A 22,300-nucleotide genomic window follows, 5' to 3' on the forward strand; every position below is an offset into this window, starting at 1 on the left:
CCGCTTCAGGACGCGGCATTCTCCTTCGCGAGCTCGGCCGCCTGCTCGACCCAGCGGTCGCGCGCGATGCGGCCCTTGAAGGCGAGCCTTCCGTCGAGCTCCTCGGCTTGCGCCGCCGTCAGCCCGGCCAGTTGCCAGAAATGGAAAATGCCGATCGCATTCAGCGTCTGCTCCAGCTTCGGCCCGACGCCGGTGATCGCCTTGAGATCGTCGGCCGCTCCCTTCGGCGCCGAAAGGACGATCGCCGCCAGCGTGTCCGCGGCCCGCTCGGCGGCCGCCTTCGGAGCCTTGACCGCCGCCGGAGCCGCGTGGCGCGGACGGTTGTGCGTCAGGATGAAGTCGCCGATGCGCGGAGCGATCTCGGCGCGGAAGCGGGAGCCGTTGAAGACGCCGTAATGGCCGACCTTCGGCTGCACGTAATGGGCGCGCATATCGTCCGGGATGTTGGAGCAGAGCCGCTGCGCCGCCTCGGTCTGTCCGACGCCGGAGATGTCGTCGTTCTCGCCCTCGACCGTCAGCAGCGCGACAGTGCGGATCGCGGACGGATCGACCGGAACGTCGCGATGCATCATGGTGCCGTTCGGCAGCGCATGGCGGATGAACACCGTGTCCACGGTCTGGAGATAGAACTCCGCCGTCAGATCCATCACGGCGAGATACTCGTCGTAGAAGTCGCGATGCTTGGTCTGGCTGTCGCCGTCTCCGGCGACGAGATGGCCGAAGAATTCCTTGTGCGCCGTGAGGTGGCGGTCGAGATTCATCGACATGAAGCCGGAGAGCTGCAGGAAGCCCGGATAGACGTCACGCATGAAGCCGGGATGCGGGAAAGGCACCTTCATCACGACATTGTCGCGGAACCAGTCGATGTCCTTGCCTTCGGCCAGCTTGTTGACCGCCGTCGGGTTGATGCGGGTGTCGATCGGGCCGCCCATCAGCGTCATGGTGCGCGGCGCATAGGGATCGCCCTTTGCCTCCATGACCGAGACCGCGGCGAGCACGGGCACCGCCGGCTGGCAGACGGCGACGACATGCGTCTCGCCGCCCAGCGCATGCAGCATCGAGATCAGGTAGTCGATATAGTCGTCGAGATCGAAACGCCCCTCCGACAGCGGCACCGCGCGGGCGTCGATCCAGTCGGTGATGTAGACCTCGTGCTTCGGCAACATGGCCTCGACCGTGCCGCGCAGCAGCGTCGCGTAATGGCCGGACATCGGCGCGACGATCAGCAGTTTCGGATCGTTGCGGGGCCGGTCCAGCGCCCGCTCGAAATGGATGAGATTGCAGAACGGCCGCTTCCAGACCACGCGCTCGGTGACCGGAACGCGCGTGCCGCCAACCAGCGTCGTCGGCAGGCCGAAGGCCGGCTTGCCGTAGCGGCGCGTCACGCGCTCGAAGAGTTCGAGGCCGGCCGACCAGTTCTTGCCGAGCGCCGTCTGGCCGAACGGGTTGAGCGGGTTGGAAAGCGCCAGCTTCATGGCGTCGGCCGCCGCGCGCAGCGGCGCCACCGCGGCATGATGGAACTCGTAGAGCTGGTAATAGGAAAAGGGCGTCATACGGCCGTCCGTCTGCCGCTCGGCGGAAGCTGGAAGTCGGCCATGGGAACCGTCGGGCAGAGGGCGGGGCCGGCTGTTTGCACCGCAATATGTAAGGACGATTTTGTTCGCCGCGCAAGCCGCCGCTGGAACCGCCATGCTATGATCGGCCCCGGATCGGGAGGGAAACGCCGAAGGAGTCATCATGGCGGAAGAGAGCCGGCCGTCGCGAAACGCCAACCGACCGCGGCTGAAGCTCGATACGCTGGTGCGTCTGCGCTGGCTGGCCGTGGCGGGGCAGACGGCCACCGTCGTGGTGGTGCATTACTGGCTGGGCTTTCCGATGCCGCTCGGCCTCTGCCTCGGCGCGATCGCGCTTTCGGCCTGGCTCAACCTCTTCCTGAAGATCCGCTATCCCTCCAGCCTTCGCCTTCGGGGCAGCACGGCGGCGCTCCTGCTCGGCTATGATGTGCTGCAGCTCTCGGCGCTGCTCTACCTGACCGGCGGGCTTCAGAACCCGTTCTCGATCCTGCTCATCGTGCCGGTCATGGTCTCGGCGACGACGCTCGATCCGCGCCTCACCACGGCGCTCGGGGCGCTGGTGCTGGTCGCCGTCAGTGTGCTGGCCATCCATCACCTGCCGCTGCCCTGGGCCGGCGAGCCGATCAGCCTGCCGCTCACCTATGTCGCCGGCGTCTGGGTGGCGCTCGTCTCCGGCGTCTTCTTCATGGGCAACTACGCCTTCCGCGTCGCGCTCGAATCGCGCCAGCTTGCCGAGGCCTTGACCGCGACCGAGCTGGTGCTCGCGCGCGAGCAGCATCTCTCGGCGCTCGACGGGCTGGCCGCGGCCGCCGCGCACGAGCTCGGCACGCCACTCGCCACCATCACCCTCGTGACGAAGGAACTGCAGCGCGAACTGCCGGAGGGCAGCCCCTATGCCGAGGACGTGGCGCTCCTGCGCAGTCAGGCGGAGCGTTGCCGCGACATTCTCGGCAAACTGACCTCGCTCTCGACCCAGACCGACCAGCATCTCGACCGCCTGCCGATCAGCCATCTCATCGCCGAGGTCGTCGAGCCGCATCAGGGAACCGGCGTCGAGATCGACGTGAAGCTCAACGGTCGGGGCGGGCCGGAGCCGGTCGGGCGGCGCAATCCCGCCGTCATGTATGGCGTCGGCAACCTGCTCGAAAACGCGGTCGACTTCGCCGAGACCAGGGTCGAGATCACCGCGGTGTGGACCGAGGAAAGCGTCTCGCTGGTCATCGCCGATGACGGGCCGGGATTCGCCGCCGACGTGATCGACCATATCGGCGAGCCCTATGTGACGACGCGCGCACCGGCCGACGGCGCCGCCGACGAAAGCGCCGGCGGTCTCGGGCTCGGCTTCTTCATCGCGAAAACGCTGCTCGAACGTTCGCAGGCCCGCGTCGAGCTTTCCAACCGGCTGTCGCCGGCGCATGGCGCGATCGTGCGCATCGACTGGCCGCGCGACGCCATGGACCGCGAGCCGCCGCGCCGCGACGAGGCCGCGAAGGCGCTCGGAGGGCGCGGCGGCCGCGCCGTGGCGGCGGAGTGACCTTCGCCACCTATGCTACGAAAACCGTGCTGCTCTTGGCGGATGGTGCCGCGCTTCCTATAACCGGCGTCAAGAGGAACAACGAAAGACTGGGGGGCCGAGGCAGGATCCGATGACGGACATCGACAGCGCCGGGCTGGCCGGCACAGACACCACTCTCATCATCGTCGACGACGACAAGGCGTTCCTGCAGCGCCTCGCGCGGGCGATGGAGACGCGCGGCTTCCAGGTCGAGACCGCCGATAGCGTCGCCGAAGGCATGCGCAAGGTGGACCAGAAGCCGCCGGCCTATGCGGTCGTCGACATGCGCCTCGAGGACGGCAACGGGCTCGACGTCATCGAGCTGATCCGCAAGCGGCGGCCGGAATCGCGGATGGTGGTGCTGACGGGCTACGGCAACATCGCGACCGCCGTCACCGCGGTGAAGCTTGGCGCGGTCGATTACCTCGCCAAGCCCGCCGATGCCGACGAGGTGTTCCAGGCGCTGACCCGCGACCCGACCGAGAAGGCGGTGCCGCCGGACAATCCGATGTCGGCGGACCGCGTCCGCTGGGAGCATATCCAGCGCGTCTACGAGCTGTGCGAGCGCAACGTCTCCGAGACGGCCCGCCGCCTCAACATGCACCGCCGCACGTTGCAGCGCATCCTCGCCAAGCGCGCCCCGCGCTGAGGCGGGGCGCTCGCCTCAGAGCTGCATGCCGCCCGAGACCTCGATGCGCTGGCCGTTCACCCAGCGATTGGCCTCCGAGGTGAGCGCGGCGATCATCGGTCCGATGTCCTCGGGAAGCCCGACGCGTCCGAGCGCGGTGGCGCTCGCCACCATGCGGTTCACCTCGGGATTGTCGCGCACCATGCCGCCGCTGAAGTCCGTCGCGATGGCGCCGGGCGCCACCGTGTTCGCCGTGATCCCGCGCGCGCCGAGTTCCGCGGCGAGATAGCGCGTCAGAACCTCGACGGCGCCCTTCATGGCGGCATAGGACGCGCTGCCGGGATAGGAGAAGCGGGTCAAGCCGGAGGAGACGTTGACGATGCGGCCGCCGTCGCGAAGAAGCGGCAGCAGCGCCTGCGTCAGGAAGAAGACGCCCTTCAGATGCACGCCGTAGAGCGCGTCGAACTCGGCTTCCGTCGTCTCCGCGATGGGCCGGTGATGCGCGGTGCCCGCATTGTTGACGAGAATGTCGAAGCGATCGCTGCCGAGGCTGGCCAGCGCCTCCCGCACCGCGGCGACGAAGGCCGGGAAGGACCTGATGTCGCCCGCGTCGAGCGGAAGAGCGACGGCGCGTGCCCCTTTCTGCTCCACCGCCGCGACGGTCGCCTCGGCCTCGTCGCGGGCAGCGCGATAGGTGAAGATCGTGGAGACGCCGCGTTCGGCAAGCGCGATGACGGCGCTGCGGCCGAGGCCCCGGCTGCCGCCGGTGACGATGGCGATCGTGGGGGTGTGGTTCGTCGATTGCTCGGTCATGATGACTGCCTTTCGGGGTGGAAGGAATGGCAGGACCATAGGCGGCGCCACTCGGGGGCTTAATGCCGGAACTCCCCTCGTTCTTGCCCGATCCTGCTTCTTGCCCGATCCCCCGCGCCTTCCTATGTCTGGCGCTCGACAGGAGGCGAGGCGGATCGTGGTTTCGAGCGCGCTGGTGGAGGCCGTGAGCCGCTTTGCGGCACATAGGCCGGGCGAAGGACCGTTCCTGACCGGCATCGACGGTCTGTTCGTGCTTCGGAACGACACGACGAAGCCGCCCTCGCATGTCATTCACCGCCCGGCGCTCTGTGTCGTCGTTCAGGGCGCGAAATGGAGCGAAGCCGGCGATGTGCGGCTTCACTACGCCGCCGGTCATGCGCTGCTCGTCAGCCTCGATATCCCCGCGACCGGCTGCGTGGTCGAGGCGAGCCCCGAGAAGCCTTTTCTGGGCGTGGTGCTCGAACTCGACCTCGCCATCCTGCGCGAGGTGATCGAGCAGATGGAGACGCCGCCCGCCGTCGCCGAAGCGAGCCTCGGCCTCGCGGTGATCGATATCGACGAACCGTTGTCGGACTGCATGCTGCGCGCCATGCGCCTCACGGCGACGCCGGAGGCCGCCGCGCTGCTCCTGCCGCCGCTGATGCGCGAGATCTGCTACTGGCTGCTGGCCGGGCCGCAGGGCGGCGCGGTCGCCCGCCTCGCCGCGGCCGGCAGCCGTCCGGGCCGCCTCATCGAGGCGCTGCATATGCTGCGCGGACGCTTTCGCGAGACGGTGCGGATCGCCGAGCTGGCCGAGGTCGCGCAGCTCAGCGCTTCGGCCTTCCATCGCCAGTTCAAGGCGCTCACCGGCATGACGCCGCTGCAGTATCAGAAGCGGCTGCGGCTGATCGAGGCGCGGCGGCTGATCATCGGCACGGCCGCGCGCGCCGAATCCGCAGCCTATGCGGTCGGCTACGAAAGCCCGTCGCAGTTCAGCCGCGACTATGTGCGGATGTTCGGCATGCCGCCGGCCCGCGACGGAACACGGCTGCGCCGTCAGGCCGCGTGAGCGAGGCTCAGTCCTCGCTGTCCGCCATCATCGCCTCGAGCGCGAGGCGCTCGCGGGCGCGCATGCGCTCGCTCTCGCTCTTCAGCTGCCCGCAGGCAGCGAGGATGTCGCGGCCGCGCGGTGTGCGGATCGGCGAGGCATAGCCGGCGCGATTGACGATGTCCGAGAAGGCCTCGATCGTCTCCCAGTCCGAACACTGGTAGTTGACGCCCGGCCAGGGATTGAACGGGATCAGGTTGATCTTGGCCGGGATGCCGCGCAGCAGGCGGACGAGTTCGCGCGCATCGGCCGCGCTGTCGTTGATGTCCTTCAGCATCACATATTCGAAGGTGATGCGGCGGGCGTTGGAAAGGCCCGGATAGGCGCGGCAGGCGTCGAGCAGTTCGGCGATCGGGTATTTCTTGTTGAGCGGCACGAGGATGTCGCGCAGGTCGTCGCGCACCGCATGCAGCGAGATCGCCAGCATCGAGCCGATCTCCTCGCCGGCGCGCGGGATCATCGGCACGACGCCGGAGGTCGAGAGCGTGATGCGCCGCTTGGAGAGCGACAGGCCCTCGCCGTCGGAGGCGATGAGCAGCGCCTCCTTCACATTGTCGAAATTGTAGAGCGGCTCGCCCATGCCCATCATGACGATGTTGGAGACGAGGCGGCCCTCCGAGGGGACCGCGGCGCCGACCGGCGTCGACTTGTCCGGAAAATCGCCGAGGCGGTCGCGCGCGACGAGGATCTGGCCGACGATCTCCTCGGCGGTCAGGTTCCGCACCAGCTTCTGCGTGCCGGTATGGCAGAAGGAACAGGTGAGCGTGCAGCCGACCTGGCTGGAGACGCAGAGCGTGCCACGGCCGATTTCGGGGATATAGACCGTCTCGATCTCGACCGGACGGCCGGCACCGCGCGGGGGGAAGCGCATCAGCCACTTGCGCGTGCCGTCCTCGGACACCTGCTCGGCGACGATCTCCGGCCGCGCCAGCGTGAACGCGTCGGCAAGCGTCGCGCGCATATCCTTGGAAACATTCAGCATGTCGCCGAAATCGGTGACGCCCCGCGCATAGATCCAGTTCCAGATCTGGGCCGTGCGCATGCGGATCTGCTTCGGCTCGACGCCGATCGCGGCGAGTTCGGCGCCGATGCCGGCGCGCGAGAGGCCCACCAGCGAGGGCTTCTCGCCCGCGCCGCGCGGCGGCTTCTGAATGGCTTCGGCCGCCGGAGCGGCGGCGAGGGGAGCGGTCATGCGAGGATTCCGTTCTCTTCCGATCCGGGCGCCTCGGGCGGCCTCGTTTGATCGGCGTCATTCGCGTTGGCCGGCTCATAGCACAGGATGCGGCGAAAATCATGCCGCCTTTGCGCGGCCCTCTTCAGCGGGCCTTAACGCCGTGGCAGCATGGTGCAACGGGACGCAAAGTCCCGATCGGGGAGGAACGACCATGCTTCGTCTGCTCGCTGCCGCGCTTTCGCTCACCGCCATGAGCCATGCCGCACTCGCCTGCACCGCCGTCGACATCGTGGCCACGGACAAGTCCGTCATTGCTGGCCGCACCATGGAATGGGCGTTCGACATGCAGTGGACGCTCGCCAGCATCCCGAAGGGCACGAGCCTGACGCTGCCCGCCCCGAAAGGCGCCAGCCCCCGCACCGTCACCACGAGCTATTCCGTGGTCGGCATCGGCGCCGGGATCATCCCGGGCATGCCGCTGGTCGAGGGACAGAACGAGGCGGGCCTCGCGCTCAGCGCGAATTTCCTGCCGGGCTTCACGCAGTACCAGACCGTGGACGCGGCCGACGCCGCCAACGCCGTCGAGATTCTATCCTTCGCCAAATGGCTGCTCGGCAGCTTCAAGGACGTGGCGAGCGTCAAGGCGGCGCTGCCGACCGTTAAGGTCTGGTCTGATCCTGCTCTGCCGACCGGCCCGACAGTGCCGGCCATGCATTTCAAGCTCGACGACCGTTCGGGCGCCGGGCTGATCGTCGAATATGTCGGCGGCGAGCTGAAGATCTATGACGACGCGGCGCATGTGCTGACCAACGCGCCGACCTATGACTGGCACCTCACCAATCTGAGGAACTATGTGAACCTCTCCTCGATCGGCGCCAACAGCCGGCAATACGGCGATGTCGATGTGACGGCGCTCGGCCAGGGCGGCGGCACCATGGGCCTGCCGGGCGACTATACGCCGCCCTCGCGCTTCGTCCGCGCCGCCTTCATGCGCCATTTCGTGCCACAGCCGAAGGACGGCGGCGAAGCGACGCAGACCATCACGCATATCCTCAACACTGTCGACATCCCGATCGGCGTCGCGCAGTCGAAGGACGGCGACACGGTCGTCTCCGACTACACGCAGTGGGTCTCGATCAAGGACCTGACGCAAAACCGCCTGATCATCGCGGACTACGACCACCGCACCAGCTATCTCACCATCGACCTCGCGCCGCTCTTCGCGAGCGACAAGCCGATGTCGAAGCCGGTCGGCGCCCTGCCCTATCCGAACGCGGTCATCGGCGCAGAGGCGCTGGCGCCCTAATCCTGCTCGACGGCGCCGATGGTGCTCGACGCGGTGGCGCCGAGCGCCTCGGCAGCCAGCCAGAACACCTCGCCCTCGCTCTCCTCGGTGTCGAGCCAGAGGAAGGGAAGATCCGGATATTCGGCCTCGATGATCTCGCGGCCGGCGCCGATCTCGCAGAGGAGGCCGCCGCCGGGGTTCAGATGCGCGCCGGCCTCGGCGAGGATGCGGCGGACGATGTCGAGCCCGTCGAGCCCGGAACCCAGCGCCATGGCCGGCTCGTGGCGGTATTCCTCGGGGAGTTCCTCCATCGCCACCTCGTCCACATAGGGCGGGTTGGTGAGGATGAGGTCGTAGGTCCTGCCCTCGAGCGGCGCGAAGAGATCGCCCTCGATCAGCGACAGCCGGCCTTCGAGCCCGTGCTCGGCGACGTTGATCTTCGCCACCTCGAGCGCGTCCGGCGAGAGATCGACGGCGTCGATATCGGCATTCTCGAACACCTCGGCGGCGAGGATGGCGATCGCACCGGAGCCGGTGCAGAGGTCGAGCACCGTCTCGACCGAGCCAGTGTCCTCGATGATGGTGAAGTCGTCGCCGCCGACGATGTCGGAGACCAGCAGCTCGCAGATGAACGAGCGCGGCACTATCACCCGCTCGTCGACATAGAGCGGAATGCCCTGCACATAGGCGCGCTTCAGGAGGTAGGCGGCGGGCTTGCGCGTCGTCACACGCGCCTCGATCAACTCCGCGAGCCGCGCGCGCTCATCGGGCAGCAGCCGCGCGTCGAGAAAGGGCTCGAGCGTGTCGATCGGCAGCTTCAGGCCTTCCAGCACCATGAACGCCGCCTCGTCGAAGGCATCGCTCGCGCCGTGCCCGAAGGCGAGCCCGGCCGAGCGGAAGCGGCTGACGGCATGGCGCAGGAAATCGCGCACGGTGAGAAGATGTTCGGCGGCGGGAAGGGCATCGGTCACGGCTGGAACTCGCGCGTCATGTGAGGTCGCGCCTCCTTTAGAGCCTTTCCCGGCCGGATGGAAATGCCCTAGCCGAAACGTCCGGCGAAGACATCGTCGAGCCAGTCGAAGGTGCGGCGGTTGAGAAGCGCCCGGTTCGCCATCTCGCAATGGTCGCCGGCGCCTTCTGCGGCGGTGAAGCGGATCATGAGCTTCGGGCAGGTGAGCCTTTCGAAAGCGGCGGGCGCCCCGGCGGCGAGGCTGTCGTTCTCGCCGACCGTGACGAGGGTCGGGCAGCGGATTGCTTCGAGCCTCTCCCAGAGCGTGTAGCGCTCGGCGTCCGCGAGATAGCCGGCGAGGCTGTCGACGCCGTGGACCCAGAAGCCGCGCTTCACGATCTTCCAGTCGAGCGAGGGATTGCCCCGCACGACGCTATCCATGGCTGCGACGAATTCGGGGGCAAGGGTGCGGAGGTCAGCCGCCTGGTCGCGGCTGGCACCGAATTTCATCGCCATGGCGCGGACGCCGTCGGCAAGGCCCGGCAGCAGCGGGTCGGCGATGAGCGCGGCGATGCGCGGCTCGGCCGAGGCGGCCCGCGGCGCGAGATATCCGCCGAAGCTCCAGCCCGACAGCGCGATGCGCGCCGGATCGACGCCCGGCAGCGTCACGGCAACGTCGATCACCGCCGAAACGACGGTCTCCCAGTCCGGCCGCATGACGACGCCTTGCTCGTAGAGCATGCCGCCTTGGCCCGGACCGTCGAAGATGAGGCTGCCATAGCCGCGCCGGTGGGCGGCGGCGGCCGAGGCGAAATACATGTCCGTCACCGTGCCGTCATAGCCGTTGGTGAAGACCACGAGCGGCGCCGCGCCGCCTGCCTCCTTTGGCGGCGGCAGATACCAGGCCTGGATGGTCGCCCCCTCGAAGGGAATGGCGAGAGGAACGGGCCGCGGCTCCATGAGCGCGAAAGCGCGCTCCATCGCCGCCATCTGCCGCCTGAAGGCGGCGACGAGCCGCGGATCGGTCGGCGCGCCATAGAGCGGATGATAGGAGGTGTCGAAGATCGCGCTGGCGCGGAGATAGTTCTCGCGCGCCGCCTGGCGATGACCGGACCGCTCCGCCGCCTCGGCCTCGGCGAAGGCCCGCTCGCCGGCCGCGACGAAGGCGCTGTGATAGGCCTCGTCGCCACCCTCGCCGACCGCTTCTGCGAGCGCGGCGATCTCGCCGAATTCCGGCCCGCCGGTGGCGATATAGCCATAGAGCCAGCAGCCGAACTCGTCATGCATCTCGTCGTGGAACAGGCGCGGCATCGAGGGGCTCCCCTGGCAACGGAGCGCCGAGCATAGAACGCGGCGCCCCGCTCGCGGAAGATGCGGAGCGCCGCGCTTCGGTCAGTTCTTCTGCGGCGCGCCCTTGTCGCCGTTCTTGGCCAGCCACGCCTTCATGAAGGCGATCTCGGTCTCCTGCGCGGCGATGATGTCGGCGGCGAGCTTCCGCAGTTCCGGGTCCTTGCCATATTGGAGCTCGACCCGGGCCATCGCGACCGCTCCTTCGTGATGCGGAATCATCGCCCGGACGAAATCGACATCGGCATTGCCGGAATAGTCGATCGCCATCCCCTTCATCATCGCCGCATCGGCTTCCTTGAAGGCTCTGGTCGAGGCCGAGTCCTCGGGCCTTACGGCATCCGACATGCCCTTCATGTCGTGCATGTCGTGCGACATCTCCTCGGCCGTGGCGGCGAGCGGCAGGGCGAAGGACGATGCGAGGGCGATGGCGAGCGTTGCTGCTTTCAGCATGGTGGTCTCCTGATCGATGGGCAGCATGACGGGCGCCGTCCGCGGGTTGCGGAGCGGCGCGGCTGTTCCGGCTTCGGTCAGGCGCGGGGCGGCGGCAGTTCCGGTCCGGGCGCGGCGGCGCGCGGCAGCGCATCGGAGGCGGGCAGTGACCGCCCGGCCGCAAGGCGGAGCGGCGGCGGCGCGGCGAGTTCGGCCGCAAGGCATGGGCCGGCCCCCGCGCAGCAGAGCATCGGCGCCTGCGCCTTGCCCTGCGAGACGGGGCCGGTCGTCTCCGCGTGCGAGCCGTGGTCCCCTATCGCCATCATCGGATGCGGGCAATCCGCCATCGCCCCGGTCATCCCTTCGGCCATCGCAGATCCCGGCAGCATATGCGCGGGCATCGTGGCCGAGGCGGTTAAGCCGGCGGCGAGCGCCAGGATCAACACGAACGCGGCGAGCCGGTCGAGGATGCGGGAAAGCCTCATGGCCCGCAGGCTGGGCCCTTGCCGGCGCAGCGTCAAGCGGCGGGCGATGACGTTGCGGTGAGCCGCCGCTCCATGAGCACGAGATCCAGGAACCGGCCGAACTTGAAGCCGACCTCGCCGAGACGGCCCGTCTCGACGAAGCCCTGCCGCGCATGCAGCCGTACGGAGGCCTCATTCCCGGCGGTGATGGCGGCGATCATGACATGCTTGCCGGTGGCGGCGGCGTGGTCGACCAGGGCCGCGAGCAACGCGGCGCCGGCGCCCTTGCCACGCGCCTCGGCCGCCACATAGACCGAGTTCTCGACAGTGAAGCGATAGCCCTGGAACGGCCGGAAATCGCCATAGGAGCCATAGCCAAGCACACGCCCGGCTTCTTCCGCGACTAGAACCGGATAGCCCTGCGCCTTGCGGGCAGCGAACCAGGCGCGGCGATTGTCGAGATCGACGACGTCGTCGTTCCAGATCGCGGTCGTGTTGACGACGGCATCGTTATAGATGGCGAGGATCGCGGGGAGATCGCCTTCGCCCGCCGGCCGGATCAGCATGGCTCAATCGTTCCCGATGCGCTTGTAGAAGATCGTCGCCCCGCTCGGCTCCCCGGTCGTGGAGAGGGCGAAACCCGGAATGGTGCCGACCTCGATCCAGCCGCAGGCGGCATAGAGGCGATGGCCGGCACTGTCGGTCTCGGTATCGAGCACCAGGAGCGTTCGCCCGCTTGCCAGAGCCTCCGCTTCAGCGGCCGCCAACAGGCGCCGTCCGAGCCCCCGGCGACGCATGGAGGAATGAACCAGCATCTTGCCGACATCGGCGCGGTGAGGCTGGTTCGGCTGATGCGCATGGGTGACGACCACCGTTCCGACCACCCGTCCCCCCGTTTCGGCGACGATGAGGGCGCGCTTGCCCTCGGCGATCGCCTGAAGCTGGCCGCGCCAGAAGGCGACCGCCTCGTCATGGCGGAAGCCGGCGAGGAAATTCACCGACGCGCCATGCTCCACGGCATCGACCAGCACTTCGGCGAGCCCGTCCAGCGCCGCCTCGGCCTCGGCATGGGAGAGGCTGCGCAAGGTCGCGTCCGGGCGGGTCTCGGTCATGGCGTTACGGCTCGGCTTGGCGGGTGCCGCTTGCAGCTGCGGATGAGACGAGCTATCGCGCTGTTCGATTGCTCCTGTCAATCCGACGCGCCGATCCATCAGGAATCCTCACGAGCCGTATAAGGTTTCTCTATGGATATCGATCAGCTGCGCAGTTTCGACCGCATCGTGCGCGACGGCTCCTTCACCAAGGCCGCCGCCCGGCTCAACGTGACCCAGGCGACGATCTCGATGCGCATGCGCACGCTGGAGCAGCATGTCGGCGGCCCGCTTTTCGTGCGCGGCCGCAAGGTGGAGCTGACCGAGCGCGGCACCGCCTTCCTGCCCTATGCCCGCCGCGTGCTCTCGACGCTCATCGAGAGCGAGGAGGCGATGCGGGTGATGGATCGCGGCCGCGTCGCGATCGGCACGCTGCGCAGCCTGGTGGCGCCGCTCGTCACGACGCCGGTGGCCGAGTTCCTCGCCGAGCACCCGCATGTCGAGCTCGACATCGAGGAGGGCCGGCACCGCGAGATCGCGGAATGGCTGCATGACCGGCGCATCGATCTCGGCGTCATCGCCTGGCCCAATCTCGATCCGCTGCTCGATCCGCTGGAGCCGCTCGCCCTCTTTCGCGAGCGCGCCCATCTCGTCGCGGCGCCCGAGCTCGCCCGCGCCATCGGCCCGTCGCCGACGCTGCAGCGCATCTTCGAGATCGCGCCGCGCTTCGTGACGCATCTGTGGTGGCAGGTGACGCCGGAGCCGATCCTCGCGATGCAGAAGATGGCGCGCGGCACCTCGCTGATGACGCTGGAGCCGAGCCGGGCGCTGATCGAGCGCGGCCTCGCCATCGGCCATCTGCTGGCGCCGCAGATCGCCGCGGACCGCGAATTCGGCCGCCTCGTCGTCATCGACCCCGTCGATGCGCCGCCGATCGACCGCCGCTCGGCGCTGGTCGCGGGACGGCCCGGGGAGCCGCCGCGGCCGCTCGCCGCCGATCTCGCCGCCCGCCTCGTCGCCCGCGCGCGGACGCTCGGCATTCTCGACACGGCCCGCGAGGACGCGCGCGAGGCGGATGAGGACGGAGCCGGCGAGGATGCCAGCGCCTGAGCCTGGCCGGCGCATGGCCTCCAAAAGCCGCGCTTTCTGCGCTTTGCCGCTTCTGGCGATGATGCTATGCAGCGCGCCATGAGCACCGAGCCCTTCGCCAATATCCGCAATTTCTCGATCGTCGCGCATATCGACCATGGCAAGTCGACGCTCGCCGATCGCCTGATCCAGCTCACCGGCGCCCTCAGCGACCGCGAGATGACCAATCAGGTGCTCGATTCCATGGAGATCGAGCGCGAGCGCGGCATCACGATCAAGGCGCAGACCGTCCGGCTCGACTACAAGGCGAAGGACGGCAAGTCCTATATCCTGAACCTCATGGACACCCCCGGCCATGTGGACTTCGCCTATGAGGTCTCGCGCTCGCTGGCAGCTTGCGAGGGCGCGCTGCTCGTCGTCGACGCCTCGCAGGGCGTCGAGGCGCAGACGCTCGCCAATGTCTATCAGGCGATCGACAACAATCTCGAGATCGTCACCGTCCTCAACAAGGTCGACCTGCCCGCCGCCGAGCCGGAGCGCATCCGCGCCCAGGTCGAGGAGGTGATCGGCATCGATGCCTCGCGCGCCGTGCTCATCTCGGCGAAGACCGGCCTCGGCGTCGAGAACGTGCTGGAAGCGATCGTCACCGACCTGCCGGCGCCGAAGGGCGACGCCGGCGCGCCGCTGAAGGCGCTGCTCGTGGATAGCTGGTACGACACCTATCTCGGCGTCGTCGTGCTGGTGCGCGTCATCGACGGCCGCCTCTCCAAGGGCCAGCGCATCCGCATGATGCGCGCCGGCGCCGCCTACGACATCGAGCGCGTCGGCTTCTTCACGCCGAAGATGGTCATGGTCGACAGCCTTGGCCCGGGCGAGATCGGCTTCTTCACCGGCTCGATCAAGGAAGTCGCCGATACCCGCGTTGGCGACACCATCACCGACGACAAGAAGCCGACTGCCGAGCCGCTGCCGGGCTTCCGTCCAGCGCAGCCGGTCGTGTTCTGCGGCCTCTTCCCGACCGACGCCGCCGATTTCGAGGAACTGCGCGCCGCAATGGGCAAGCTGCGCCTCAACGACGCGTCGTTCTCGTTTGAAATGGAGACCTCGGCCGCGCTCGGCTTCGGCTTCCGCTGCGGCTTCCTGGGCCTGCTGCATCTCGAGATCATCCAGGAGCGGCTGGAGCGCGAGTTCAATCTCGACCTGATCGCGACCGCCCCATCGGTGGTCTACAAGATCACACTCACCGACGGCACCGAGATGGAGCTGCACAATCCGGCCGACATGCCGGATGTCGTGAAGATCGACACGATCGCCGAGCCGTGGATCCGCGCCACCATCCTGACGCCCGACGAATATCTCGGCGCGATCCTGAAGCTCTGCCAGGAGCGCCGCGGCGTGCAGGTCGACCTTTCCTATGTCGGCGCGCGCGCGATGGTGACCTACGACCTGCCGCTCAACGAGGTCGTGTTCGACTTCTACGATCGCCTGAAATCGGTCTCGAAGGGCTATGCCTCGTTCGACTACCAGCTGACCGACTACAAGGAAGGCGACCTCGTCAAGCTGCAGATCCTCGTCAATGCCGAACCGGTCGACGCGCTGTCGATGCTCGTGCACCGATCGCAGTCGGAGCGGCGGGGCCGCGCCATGTGCGAGAAGCTGAAGGACCTCATCCCGCAGCATCTCTTCGTCATCCCGATCCAGGCGGCGATCGGCGGCAAGATCATCGCCCGCGAGACGGTGCGCGCACTGCGCAAGGACGTGACGGCCAAGTGCTATGGCGGCGATATCACCCGCAAGCGCAAGCTCCTCGACAAGCAGAAGGAGGGCAAGCGCAAGATGCGCCAGTTCGGCAAGGTCGACATCCCGCAGGAAGCCTTCATCGCCGCGCTCAAGATGGACGAGTGAGGCGCATCAGCCCGGAGCCGACGGCCGCTGCCGGGCCAGCCATTCCGAATAGGGCCTGACTCCGAATTCCGGATTGGGGTCATCGTCGAGGATCGCGATGAACTCGATCGAATGGCCGTCCGGGTCGGCGAAAAACTGCGAGAGCGCCGGCATCCAGCCGATCACCTCGGGCTCTGCCGCTCTCTGGCCGGCAAAGTTGAGCGGCTCGACGCCCTGCGCCGCGAGCGCGGCATGCGAGGCAAGCACGCCCTCCCGTGTCATGGAGAAGGCGATGTGCAGCCGCATTCGGAGCGGCCCGCCGCCGGTTTCCCATAGGCCCAGCATCCCGGTCCTGCGATCGTCGACCCAGAAGAAGGCGATCCGTCTTTCCGCGAAAATCCGCGCGAGTTCGAGCCCGACGACGTCGCAATAGAATGCGATCGAGCGCGTGAGGTCGGCGACGGTCAAATGGGTTTCATAAAGTCCCACAACGGGCGGCATGCGCTTTTCGACCATCATCCTGCCTCTTGGAAAAGAGGCAGGATGATGCGACCGCAAGCAATGTTGCCGTCAAGAGCCGATTGCGTGTTCAGCCTCGGCAAGGTGTCGGGACACCCGCCGCCTTGCCCTCAATACTGAACCTTGTCGGCCTTCTGCTGGTAGAGCTTCCAGACTTCGACGGCCTCGGGGCGCATGATCTGCTTGATCTCGATCGAGCGGTCCTCGACCGGCTTGCGCAGCTCCGAATAGATGAAGCTGTCGTCGAAATTGCCGTATTCGAGGGCGTCCTCGATCTGCGCCGCGTAGAACACGCGCTTGATGCCGGCCCAGTAGGTCGCGGCCATGCACATCGGGCAGGGCTCGGCGCTGGTATAGAGCGTCGCGCCTTCCAGCTTGAAGCTGCCCTCGGCCTTGCAGGCCTTGCGGATCGCCTCGATCTCGCCGTGCCAGGTCGGATCGTTCTCGGCCACGACGCGGTTGGCGCCCTCGCCGATGATCTTGCCGTCCTTGACGATGACGCAGCCGAAGGCGCCGCCGGCGCTGTCTTCAAGCGAGGTCTTGCGGGAGAGCTCGATCGCCCTCGCCATGTACTTGTTGTCGTCGGTCGCGGTCACGGTGTTCCCTCTTTCTTTGGAGCGTTCTGGGGAGAATGGCTGTCCCACGCTCAGGGGAGCAGCATGAAGATCGCGATCTCGATCGCGTAAAGGAGAAGGACGGTGGCGAGGCCGAGCGCCTCGCTCCGCCCGCGCTGGTCCGCAGGCGGCGATAGCCACCAGCCGAGCCCGGCGATCGCGAACCGCATCAGGGGCCAGGAGACCAGCGCGACGCTGATCGCATTGCCGATGAAGGTCGCGACCGGCCCCGGCAATGCGGCGGTGAGCGGGCTCAGGAAGCGGATTTCCAGCATGACGACGGGAAAGAGGACCAGCAGCACCAGCATGGTCTGCTTCCATGCGGCCGGCGGCGGCCTGTCCGGCTCGGCCGGGAACCAGCCCGAGAACGGGCTCAGGCGCCGGCTCTTCCATGTCGAGACTTCCGGATCCGAGCGCTCGAGCAGCGCCTTGCGCTCGGGCGAGCCCAGCCACCGTTCGAGCTCCTCCTGGGTCGAATAGCGGACCAGCGTCGTCCAGTAGGGCAGCGCCGACGAGACGGGGGCCTGGACCAGCGTGCCCATATAGCCGGGGAAGAGAGACTGCTTCGCCTGCACGTCGGCGGCCCAGGCCTGGAAGTCCGCCTCGTGGCTCGGCTTGACCTCGCTCGCGATCACTTCGGTGACGCAAGACAGCGAATGGAAATCCGGCGCCAGCTCGTCGCCGTCGCCCGCTTCGCCATGGACCCGCAGCGCATCCAGCTCGGCGATGCGCGCGGCGCGATCCGGCGAGCGCTGCCATGCCTCGAGAGAGGCGGCGTCGCGGAAGCGCTGGATGATGCGCCACTCCGCCGATCCGGCGAATTCGGGCAGGATCTCGATGCTGGCGAAGCCGTCGGCCGTCGCCGCCTCGCGGGTGAAAGCGGCCTGCCAGAGTGCAAAGGCCGACTCGCAGCCCTCCACCAACGTGATCTTGGTCATGATCGACGTCGCATGGGTCGAGTTATGCGGCTGCACTATCGATTATCCTCGAAATACGGTCCGGAGCGCGAATAAATTCGTCAATATGGAGCGGATGGGCAAATCGCAGAAATACGCTCTTCTTGACGCATCTAGCCACAAGCGGAGAAGGATTGATAGCGTCATCGCGGCCGGACCGAGAGCCATCGCGCGCCAGCGACATTTCTGCATGGCGAGGCGTCGGATCATGGGCGCTCCGTCCGTCCTCGGGAGGCGGCCGGATCGCATCCGGATCGCTCGGAGAGCTTGTGGAGAGGAGACGGACGATGGCGGCGGCCAAGAACACGATCTGCATCTGGTACGATAAGGAAGCCGAGGCGGCGGCGAATTTCTACGCGGGCCTCTTTCCGGACAGCGTTGTGACCGGCGTCCATCGCGCCCCGAGCGACTATCCAATGGGCAAGGCCGGCGACGTGCTCACCGTCGAATTCACCGTCGCGGGCATTCCCTGCATCGGCCTCAATGGCGGGCCGGCCTTCACGCATAGCGAGGCCTTCTCCTTCCAGATCGCCACCGACGACCAGGCGGAGACCGACCGCTACTGGAACGCGATCGTGGAGAACGGGGGCAAGGAGAGCGCCTGCGGCTGGTGCAAGGATCGCTGGGGCATCAACTGGCAGATCACGCCCCGCGCCCTCACCGACGCCCTCGCTGCCGGCGGCGCCGAGGCGAAGCGTGCCTTCGAGGCGATGATGACGATGTCGAAGATCGACATCGCCGCGATCGAGGCCGCAAGGCGAGGCTGAGCCGCGGCGGTCCGGCGAAGGCCGGGAGGCCCGGCCCGCCGCCCCGGCCGGCGCAAGGAGGCGGGCGGGATAGCCGGCAAAGGACGCCGGCTCTCCCTACGCCCTGGCCGAGGCCGCCTCAGAAGGGCGGACCGACGGTTGCGGCAGTCGCGCCTCGATCCAGTCGAGGATGTCGGCCATGACCTCCTCCTTGCCGAGATCGTTCAGGAGGTCGTGATAGTGCCCCTCATAGAGCTTGAGGGTCTTGTCGGCCGAGCCCGCATGGGCGTGGAAATACTCGCTGCCGCGGCAGACCGTGGCCCGGTCCTCGGTGCCGTGCATGATGAGAACCGGAAGCGTGATCGTCTCGAACGAGTCGTGCAGCCGCTCGTCGGCGCGCACCAGCGCGGCCACCGTCGCAGCCGGCTGCGATTCGCCCTTGGTCAGCGGATCGGCCTCCAGCGCCGCCAGCGCGACCGGATCGCGGGTGAAATCCTTCATCGGCAGCGTGAGCACGCCGAGCTTCGGCGCGAGATGGCTGAGCCCCTTGATCGCCGTGAGCACGAAGCCCGGCGCCGGCACCTGGAAGGCGAAGCTCTCGCAGACGAGGCCGTCGATCTCGTTCTGATAGTCGAGCGCATAGGTGCATGACACGACGCCACCGGCGCTGTGTCCGAGCAGATAGACCGGCAGTCCGGGCAGCCGCGTCTTGGCGATGGCGATCGTCGCCGCGAGATCGGAGACATAGTCCGCGATGTCATGGACGAGATAGCGCTCGCCGTCGGAAAGGCCGCGTCCGCGCAGGTCGAGCGCGAAGGCCGCGAAGCCCGCGGCGACGAACTGCGCGGCCGTCCAGGCGTGCTGGCCGCCATGGGAATTGACGCCGTGGCAGATCACCACCACAGCGCGTGGCGCGGCGTCCGGCATCCAGGAACGGAGATGGATCCTGACACCGCCATTGCTGAAATCCTCTTCGAGCATGATCACAATTCCCCTGTTGCCGGCCTTTCGCCGCGCCGGGCGGCGGACGGAGACGAGTGTGGCCGGCAGGCGCCACCTCTGGTATGACCGGAAGGGTCAAAGTCTTGTCCGGAAGGGACAAAATGACGGCTTCGGCACGTCACCCCGAGATCGGCATCCTCGTCTATCCCGGCGTGCAGCTGGCGGCTGTCCACGGCCTCACCGACCTCCTCACCATCGCCGCCAATCTCGACGCCGCGTCGGGGACCGGCCGCGGGCTCAGCATCACCCATTGGTCGGCGGGTCCCGCCGGCGTCGCCCCGGATCGCGGCGAACGCGACGATCGCGCCCGGCCCATCGCGCTCGTCGTGCCGCCGACGCTTTCCGACCTGCCCGAGCCGCAGACGATCGACGCGATCGGCCGGTTCCTTCGCGCCGAGCATGGCCGCGGCGTCGAGCTGGTGTCGGTCTGCTCGGGCGTGTTTCTGGTCGCGGCCAGCGGCCTTCTCGAAGGACGGATCGTCTCGACGCATCCGGGCTGCGCGCGGGAGCTCGCCAGGACCTTCCCGACGATCCTGGTCGATACCGACGCGCGGATGATCGCCCATCCCGGCATTCTCACCGCCGGCGGCTTCATGGCCTGGGTCGATGTCGGGTTGCTTCTGATCGGACGGCTGCTCGGCGAGGCGGTCGAAGCGGAGACCGCCCGCTTCGCGCTCGCGGGCCGGACCGCCGAGGCGCCGCCTCCGCCGAGTGCCGATCTCGAACTGCTACGCGCCGATCTCGAGCCGCTGCGCGCGCATGGCGACGCGGCGATCCGCAAGGCGCAGGAGCATGTTCACCTGCGCGACGGCCGCGACGTGACGCTCGCGGCGATGGCGTCGGCGGCCGGACTGGAGCGACGCACCTTCCTGCGGCGGTTCCAGAGCGCCACCGGCCTGACGCCGATCGAATATTGCCGCGCCGTGCGCATCGCCCGCGCGCGCGAATTCGTCGAGGACGGCCACCTGCCGCTGAAGCGGATCGCCGAGAAGCTCGGCTATGCCGATGTCAGCGCCTTCGCAAAGGCCTTTCGCCGTGCCTATGGCACGCCTCCCGGCCTCTATCGGAAGGAACGGTCCGCGGAGGCATCGGCGCGGTGACGGCTCACTCGGCCGCGAGCGGCGGCGCCGTCATGTCTTCGCCCCGGCCATAGCGGCGCGGCGCCGCGCCCATCACGCGCCGGAAGGCGGTCGAGAAGGCGCTTTCCGACTCGTATCCGAGCGAGAGAGCGATGACGCCGACCCCCTCGCGCCCCTCGGCCAGCCGGTCGGCCGCGAGCGCCATGCGCCAGCGGGCGAGATAGTCCATCGGAGGCAGGCCGACGATGGCACGGAAGCGCTCGGCGAAGGAGGAGCGCGACATGCCCGCTTCGGCGGCGAGCGCCACCAGCGTCCAGCGGCGCCCCGGATCGGCATGGACGGCGCGGAGCGCGGCGCCGATCCTGGCGTCGCCCAGCGCCGCCATCCAGCCGGTTCCGCCCGGCGGGCTCGACGCCAGATGCGCCCGCAGCGCCTCGACCAGCACGAGATGCGCGAGATGGCGGATCACCAGCACGCTGCCCGGCCGCTGCCCGGCGAACTCGGCCACCATGCGCTCGATCGAAAAGCGCAGCATCTCCTGCCCTGGCCCGCTCTCGACGTGAATGAGCGGCGGCATCAGGCTGCCGATGAGCGCCGCATGGCCGCCGGCGAGGGCGAAGCGGCTCGACGCCATGAACACCTCGCCTCCGCCATTGACGGTGACCACCCCGCCATGGCGCGCCGGCGGGAAGAGCGCCTTTGCCGGGACGGGCGGAAGATCGGGCTCGCTCGCCATCGCGAAGGCCCGGCCGGTCGGGAGCACGAAGCAGTCGCCCGCCTCGAGCATGACCGGCGGCCCGGCGCCCTCGACGGCGAGCTGGCAGCGGCCGCGAACCAGCGCGCCACATTTGATCTTGCCGCCCTGGTCGGGAAAGGCGACCGACCAGTCGCCCGCGGCGTCGAAGCCGGCGGAGAGATAGCTGACCGGCTTCAGCAGCAGCAGGATGTCGGAAAGGGGGTCGCTGGTCATCGTCCGGACGATCTCGAAGAAATGACGGATAGACGAGCATAGAGCGTCCGAAGGGCGCGGACTAGGCTTTCCTCGGTAGGGCCATCACCCGCTGCGCGCAGGGCGCGGCGCTCATCCGAGAGAATATTCCATGCATGTCTTCGTCACTGGCGCCACGGGCTTTGTCGGCTCGGCCGTGGTGCGCAATCTCCTCGCCGCCGGCCACGCCGTCACCGGGCTCGCCCGCTCCGACGGCGGCGCCGCCGCACTCGCGACGATGGGCGCGCGCGTCCATCGCGGCGATCTCGCCGAGCCGGAGGGCTTCGCCGCCGTCGCGGTGTCGGCGGACGGCGTCGTCCATTGCGGCTTCACGCATGACTTCACCCGATTCCGCGAGAACTGCGAGCAGGACCGGCGCGTCATCGGCGCGCTCGGGGCGGCCATGGCCGGCACGGAGAAGCTGCTCGTCGTCACCTCGGGTACGGCGCTGGTTTCGGGCGACGGTCTCGCCACCGAGGAGAGAACCGTCCGCGTGGCGCCCGAAATCGTCCCGCGCGCCATGACCGAGCGCGCGGCCGAAGAAGCCGCGGCGCAAGGCACCAAGGTCGCGATCGTCCGGCTGGCGCCCTCCGTACATGGTGCGGGCGACCACGGCTTCGTGCCGCTCCTCATCGACCTCGCGCGCCGGAACGGGCGCTCGGCCTATATCGGCGACGGCGCCAATGTCTGGCCCGGCGTAAACCGGCTGGACGCGGCGGAGCTCTATCGTCTGGCGATCGAGAAAGGCGAGCCCGGCCGCTACCACGCCGCCGACGAAACGGGCATACCGGTCCGCGAGATCGCGACCGTCATCGGCCGCCGCCTCGGCCTGGCGGTCGAGAGTGCTACGGGCGAAGCCGCCCAGGACTATTTCGGGTGGTTCTCGCATTTCGCGGCGATCGACAACCCGACCTCGAGCGCGGCGACCCGGACCGCCCTCGGCTGGGAGCCGAGGCATCCGGGGCTCCTCGCCGAGCTCGACAGCGCGGTCTATTTCCCCGCCTGACGGGGTGGCCGATCGGCA

23 protein-coding genes and 1 pseudogene are annotated in these 22,300 nt (G+C 68.2%); 9 read left to right on the plus strand and 15 right to left on the minus strand.

The window, feature by feature from the left end; translation table 11 throughout:
* Nucleotides 1-5: 5 nt before the first annotated feature.
* Nucleotides 6-359, minus strand: a complete 354-nt coding sequence (locus QO015_RS21805; RefSeq protein WP_503128754.1) for a helix-hairpin-helix domain-containing protein — start codon at nucleotides 357-359, stop codon at nucleotides 6-8.
* Nucleotides 335-1,553 (minus strand): annotated as a pseudogene (locus QO015_RS11515) (polyhydroxyalkanoate depolymerase); the annotation flags it as partial. The gene QO015_RS21805 and the pseudogene QO015_RS11515, both read right to left, overlap by 25 nt.
* 184 nt (nucleotides 1,554-1,737) lie before the next feature.
* Between QO015_RS11515 and QO015_RS11520 the strand changes: the two are divergent.
* A complete protein-coding gene (locus QO015_RS11520) occupies nucleotides 1,738-3,108 on the plus strand; it encodes an ActS/PrrB/RegB family redox-sensitive histidine kinase (RefSeq protein ID WP_266279306.1) in 1,371 nt (456 codons plus the stop codon).
* A 112-nt stretch (nucleotides 3,109-3,220) separates the two neighbouring features.
* Complete coding sequence (locus tag QO015_RS11525; protein ID WP_266279305.1) at nucleotides 3,221-3,778, plus strand: ActR/PrrA/RegA family redox response regulator transcription factor; 558 nt, start codon at nucleotides 3,221-3,223, stop codon at nucleotides 3,776-3,778.
* Nucleotides 3,779-3,793: 15 nt separating this feature from the next.
* Here QO015_RS11525 and QO015_RS11530 read toward each other — a convergent pair whose 3' ends face one another.
* The gene (locus tag QO015_RS11530) at nucleotides 3,794-4,570 is read right to left on the minus strand and encodes an SDR family NAD(P)-dependent oxidoreductase (RefSeq protein WP_266279304.1); all 777 of its coding nucleotides are present in this window, start codon (nucleotides 4,568-4,570) and stop codon (nucleotides 3,794-3,796) included.
* A 157-nt stretch (nucleotides 4,571-4,727) separates the two neighbouring features.
* Between QO015_RS11530 and QO015_RS11535 the strand changes: the two genes are divergently transcribed.
* Nucleotides 4,728-5,618 (plus strand): AraC family transcriptional regulator, encoded by an 891-nt coding sequence (locus tag QO015_RS11535; RefSeq protein ID WP_266279302.1) that lies wholly within the window; start codon nucleotides 4,728-4,730, stop codon nucleotides 5,616-5,618.
* Nucleotides 5,619-5,625: 7 nt separating this feature from the next.
* Here the strand turns inward: QO015_RS11535 and rlmN are convergent, their stop codons facing one another.
* The gene (rlmN, locus tag QO015_RS11540) at nucleotides 5,626-6,849 is read right to left on the minus strand and encodes a dual-specificity RNA methyltransferase RlmN (RefSeq protein WP_266279300.1); all 1,224 of its coding nucleotides are present in this window, start codon (nucleotides 6,847-6,849) and stop codon (nucleotides 5,626-5,628) included.
* 193 nt (nucleotides 6,850-7,042) lie between these two features.
* On the opposite strand from rlmN, the gene QO015_RS11545 reads away from it, so the two are divergent.
* On the plus strand, nucleotides 7,043-8,137 hold the full coding sequence (locus QO015_RS11545; RefSeq protein ID WP_266279298.1) for a choloylglycine hydrolase family protein: 1,095 nt from the start codon (nucleotides 7,043-7,045) through the stop codon (nucleotides 8,135-8,137).
* Here the strand turns inward: QO015_RS11545 and prmB are convergent.
* The 6 genes from prmB to QO015_RS11575 all read right to left on the minus strand — a co-directional run bounded on the left by prmB (nucleotide 8,134) and on the right by QO015_RS11575 (nucleotide 12,420).
* Nucleotides 8,134-9,087, minus strand: a complete 954-nt coding sequence (prmB, locus tag QO015_RS11550; RefSeq protein ID WP_266279297.1) for a 50S ribosomal protein L3 N(5)-glutamine methyltransferase — start codon at nucleotides 9,085-9,087, stop codon at nucleotides 8,134-8,136. The two genes, QO015_RS11545 and prmB, sit on opposite strands and share 4 nt — an antisense overlap.
* 68 nt (nucleotides 9,088-9,155) lie before the next feature.
* Nucleotides 9,156-10,376, minus strand: coding sequence for an alpha/beta hydrolase family protein (locus QO015_RS11555; RefSeq protein ID WP_266279295.1), 1,221 nt, complete (start codon nucleotides 10,374-10,376; stop codon nucleotides 9,156-9,158).
* Between the two features lie 81 nt (nucleotides 10,377-10,457).
* On the minus strand, nucleotides 10,458-10,865 hold the full coding sequence (copM, locus tag QO015_RS11560; RefSeq protein ID WP_266279294.1) for a CopM family metallochaperone: 408 nt from the start codon (nucleotides 10,863-10,865) through the stop codon (nucleotides 10,458-10,460).
* Nucleotides 10,866-10,942: 77 nt separating this feature from the next.
* On the minus strand, nucleotides 10,943-11,365 hold the full coding sequence (locus QO015_RS11565; RefSeq protein WP_266279292.1) for a hypothetical protein: 423 nt from the start codon (nucleotides 11,363-11,365) through the stop codon (nucleotides 10,943-10,945).
* Complete coding sequence (locus QO015_RS11570) at nucleotides 11,362-11,874, minus strand: GNAT family N-acetyltransferase (RefSeq protein ID WP_266279291.1); 513 nt, start codon at nucleotides 11,872-11,874, stop codon at nucleotides 11,362-11,364. Before QO015_RS11570 ends, QO015_RS11565 begins: the two co-directional genes overlap by 4 nt.
* Before the next feature lie 3 nt (nucleotides 11,875-11,877).
* Nucleotides 11,878-12,420 (minus strand): GNAT family N-acetyltransferase, encoded by a 543-nt coding sequence (locus QO015_RS11575; protein WP_266279289.1) that lies wholly within the window; start codon nucleotides 12,418-12,420, stop codon nucleotides 11,878-11,880.
* 132 nt (nucleotides 12,421-12,552) lie between these two features.
* On the opposite strand from QO015_RS11575, the gene QO015_RS11580 reads away from it, so the two are divergent.
* Nucleotides 12,553-13,509, plus strand: a complete 957-nt coding sequence (locus QO015_RS11580; RefSeq protein ID WP_266279288.1) for a LysR family transcriptional regulator — start codon at nucleotides 12,553-12,555, stop codon at nucleotides 13,507-13,509.
* A 78-nt stretch (nucleotides 13,510-13,587) separates the two neighbouring features.
* The gene (gene lepA, locus QO015_RS11585) at nucleotides 13,588-15,393 is read left to right on the plus strand and encodes a translation elongation factor 4 (protein WP_266279287.1); all 1,806 of its coding nucleotides are present in this window, start codon (nucleotides 13,588-13,590) and stop codon (nucleotides 15,391-15,393) included.
* Between the two features lie 6 nt (nucleotides 15,394-15,399).
* On the opposite strand, the gene QO015_RS11590 is transcribed toward lepA, so the two are convergent.
* The 3 genes from QO015_RS11590 to QO015_RS11600 all read right to left on the minus strand — a co-directional run bounded on the left by QO015_RS11590 (nucleotide 15,400) and on the right by QO015_RS11600 (nucleotide 17,443).
* A complete protein-coding gene (locus QO015_RS11590; RefSeq protein ID WP_266282361.1) occupies nucleotides 15,400-15,888 on the minus strand; it encodes a VOC family protein in 489 nt (162 codons plus the stop codon).
* A gap of 113 nt (nucleotides 15,889-16,001) precedes the next feature.
* A complete protein-coding gene (locus QO015_RS11595) occupies nucleotides 16,002-16,487 on the minus strand; it encodes a nucleoside deaminase (protein ID WP_266279286.1) in 486 nt (161 codons plus the stop codon).
* Nucleotides 16,488-16,537: 50 nt separating this feature from the next.
* Complete coding sequence (locus QO015_RS11600; RefSeq protein ID WP_266279285.1) at nucleotides 16,538-17,443, minus strand: antibiotic biosynthesis monooxygenase; 906 nt, start codon at nucleotides 17,441-17,443, stop codon at nucleotides 16,538-16,540.
* Nucleotides 17,444-17,748: 305 nt separating this feature from the next.
* On the opposite strand from QO015_RS11600, the gene QO015_RS11605 reads away from it, so the two are divergent.
* Nucleotides 17,749-18,228, plus strand: coding sequence for a VOC family protein (locus QO015_RS11605; protein WP_266279283.1), 480 nt, complete (start codon nucleotides 17,749-17,751; stop codon nucleotides 18,226-18,228).
* Nucleotides 18,229-18,324: 96 nt separating this feature from the next.
* On the opposite strand, the gene QO015_RS11610 is transcribed toward QO015_RS11605, so the two are convergent.
* Nucleotides 18,325-19,188, minus strand: coding sequence for an alpha/beta hydrolase (locus QO015_RS11610; RefSeq protein WP_266279281.1), 864 nt, complete (start codon nucleotides 19,186-19,188; stop codon nucleotides 18,325-18,327).
* Between the two features lie 122 nt (nucleotides 19,189-19,310).
* Between QO015_RS11610 and QO015_RS11615 the strand changes: the two genes are divergently transcribed.
* Nucleotides 19,311-20,309, plus strand: coding sequence for a GlxA family transcriptional regulator (locus QO015_RS11615; RefSeq protein WP_266279279.1), 999 nt, complete (start codon nucleotides 19,311-19,313; stop codon nucleotides 20,307-20,309).
* 4 nt (nucleotides 20,310-20,313) lie between these two features.
* On the opposite strand, the gene QO015_RS11620 is transcribed toward QO015_RS11615, so the two are convergent.
* Nucleotides 20,314-21,258, minus strand: coding sequence for an AraC family transcriptional regulator (locus tag QO015_RS11620; RefSeq protein ID WP_266279278.1), 945 nt, complete (start codon nucleotides 21,256-21,258; stop codon nucleotides 20,314-20,316).
* A gap of 130 nt (nucleotides 21,259-21,388) precedes the next feature.
* Here QO015_RS11620 and QO015_RS11625 point away from each other — a divergent pair, with 130 nt between their 5' ends.
* On the plus strand, nucleotides 21,389-22,282 hold the full coding sequence (locus QO015_RS11625) for an SDR family oxidoreductase (RefSeq protein WP_266279277.1): 894 nt from the start codon (nucleotides 21,389-21,391) through the stop codon (nucleotides 22,280-22,282).
* Nucleotides 22,283-22,300 lie beyond the last annotated feature (18 nt).

The sequence above is a fragment of the Kaistia geumhonensis genome (assembly GCF_030815145.1).
In the GTDB taxonomy this organism is placed as follows: domain Bacteria; phylum Pseudomonadota; class Alphaproteobacteria; order Rhizobiales; family Kaistiaceae; genus Kaistia; species Kaistia geumhonensis.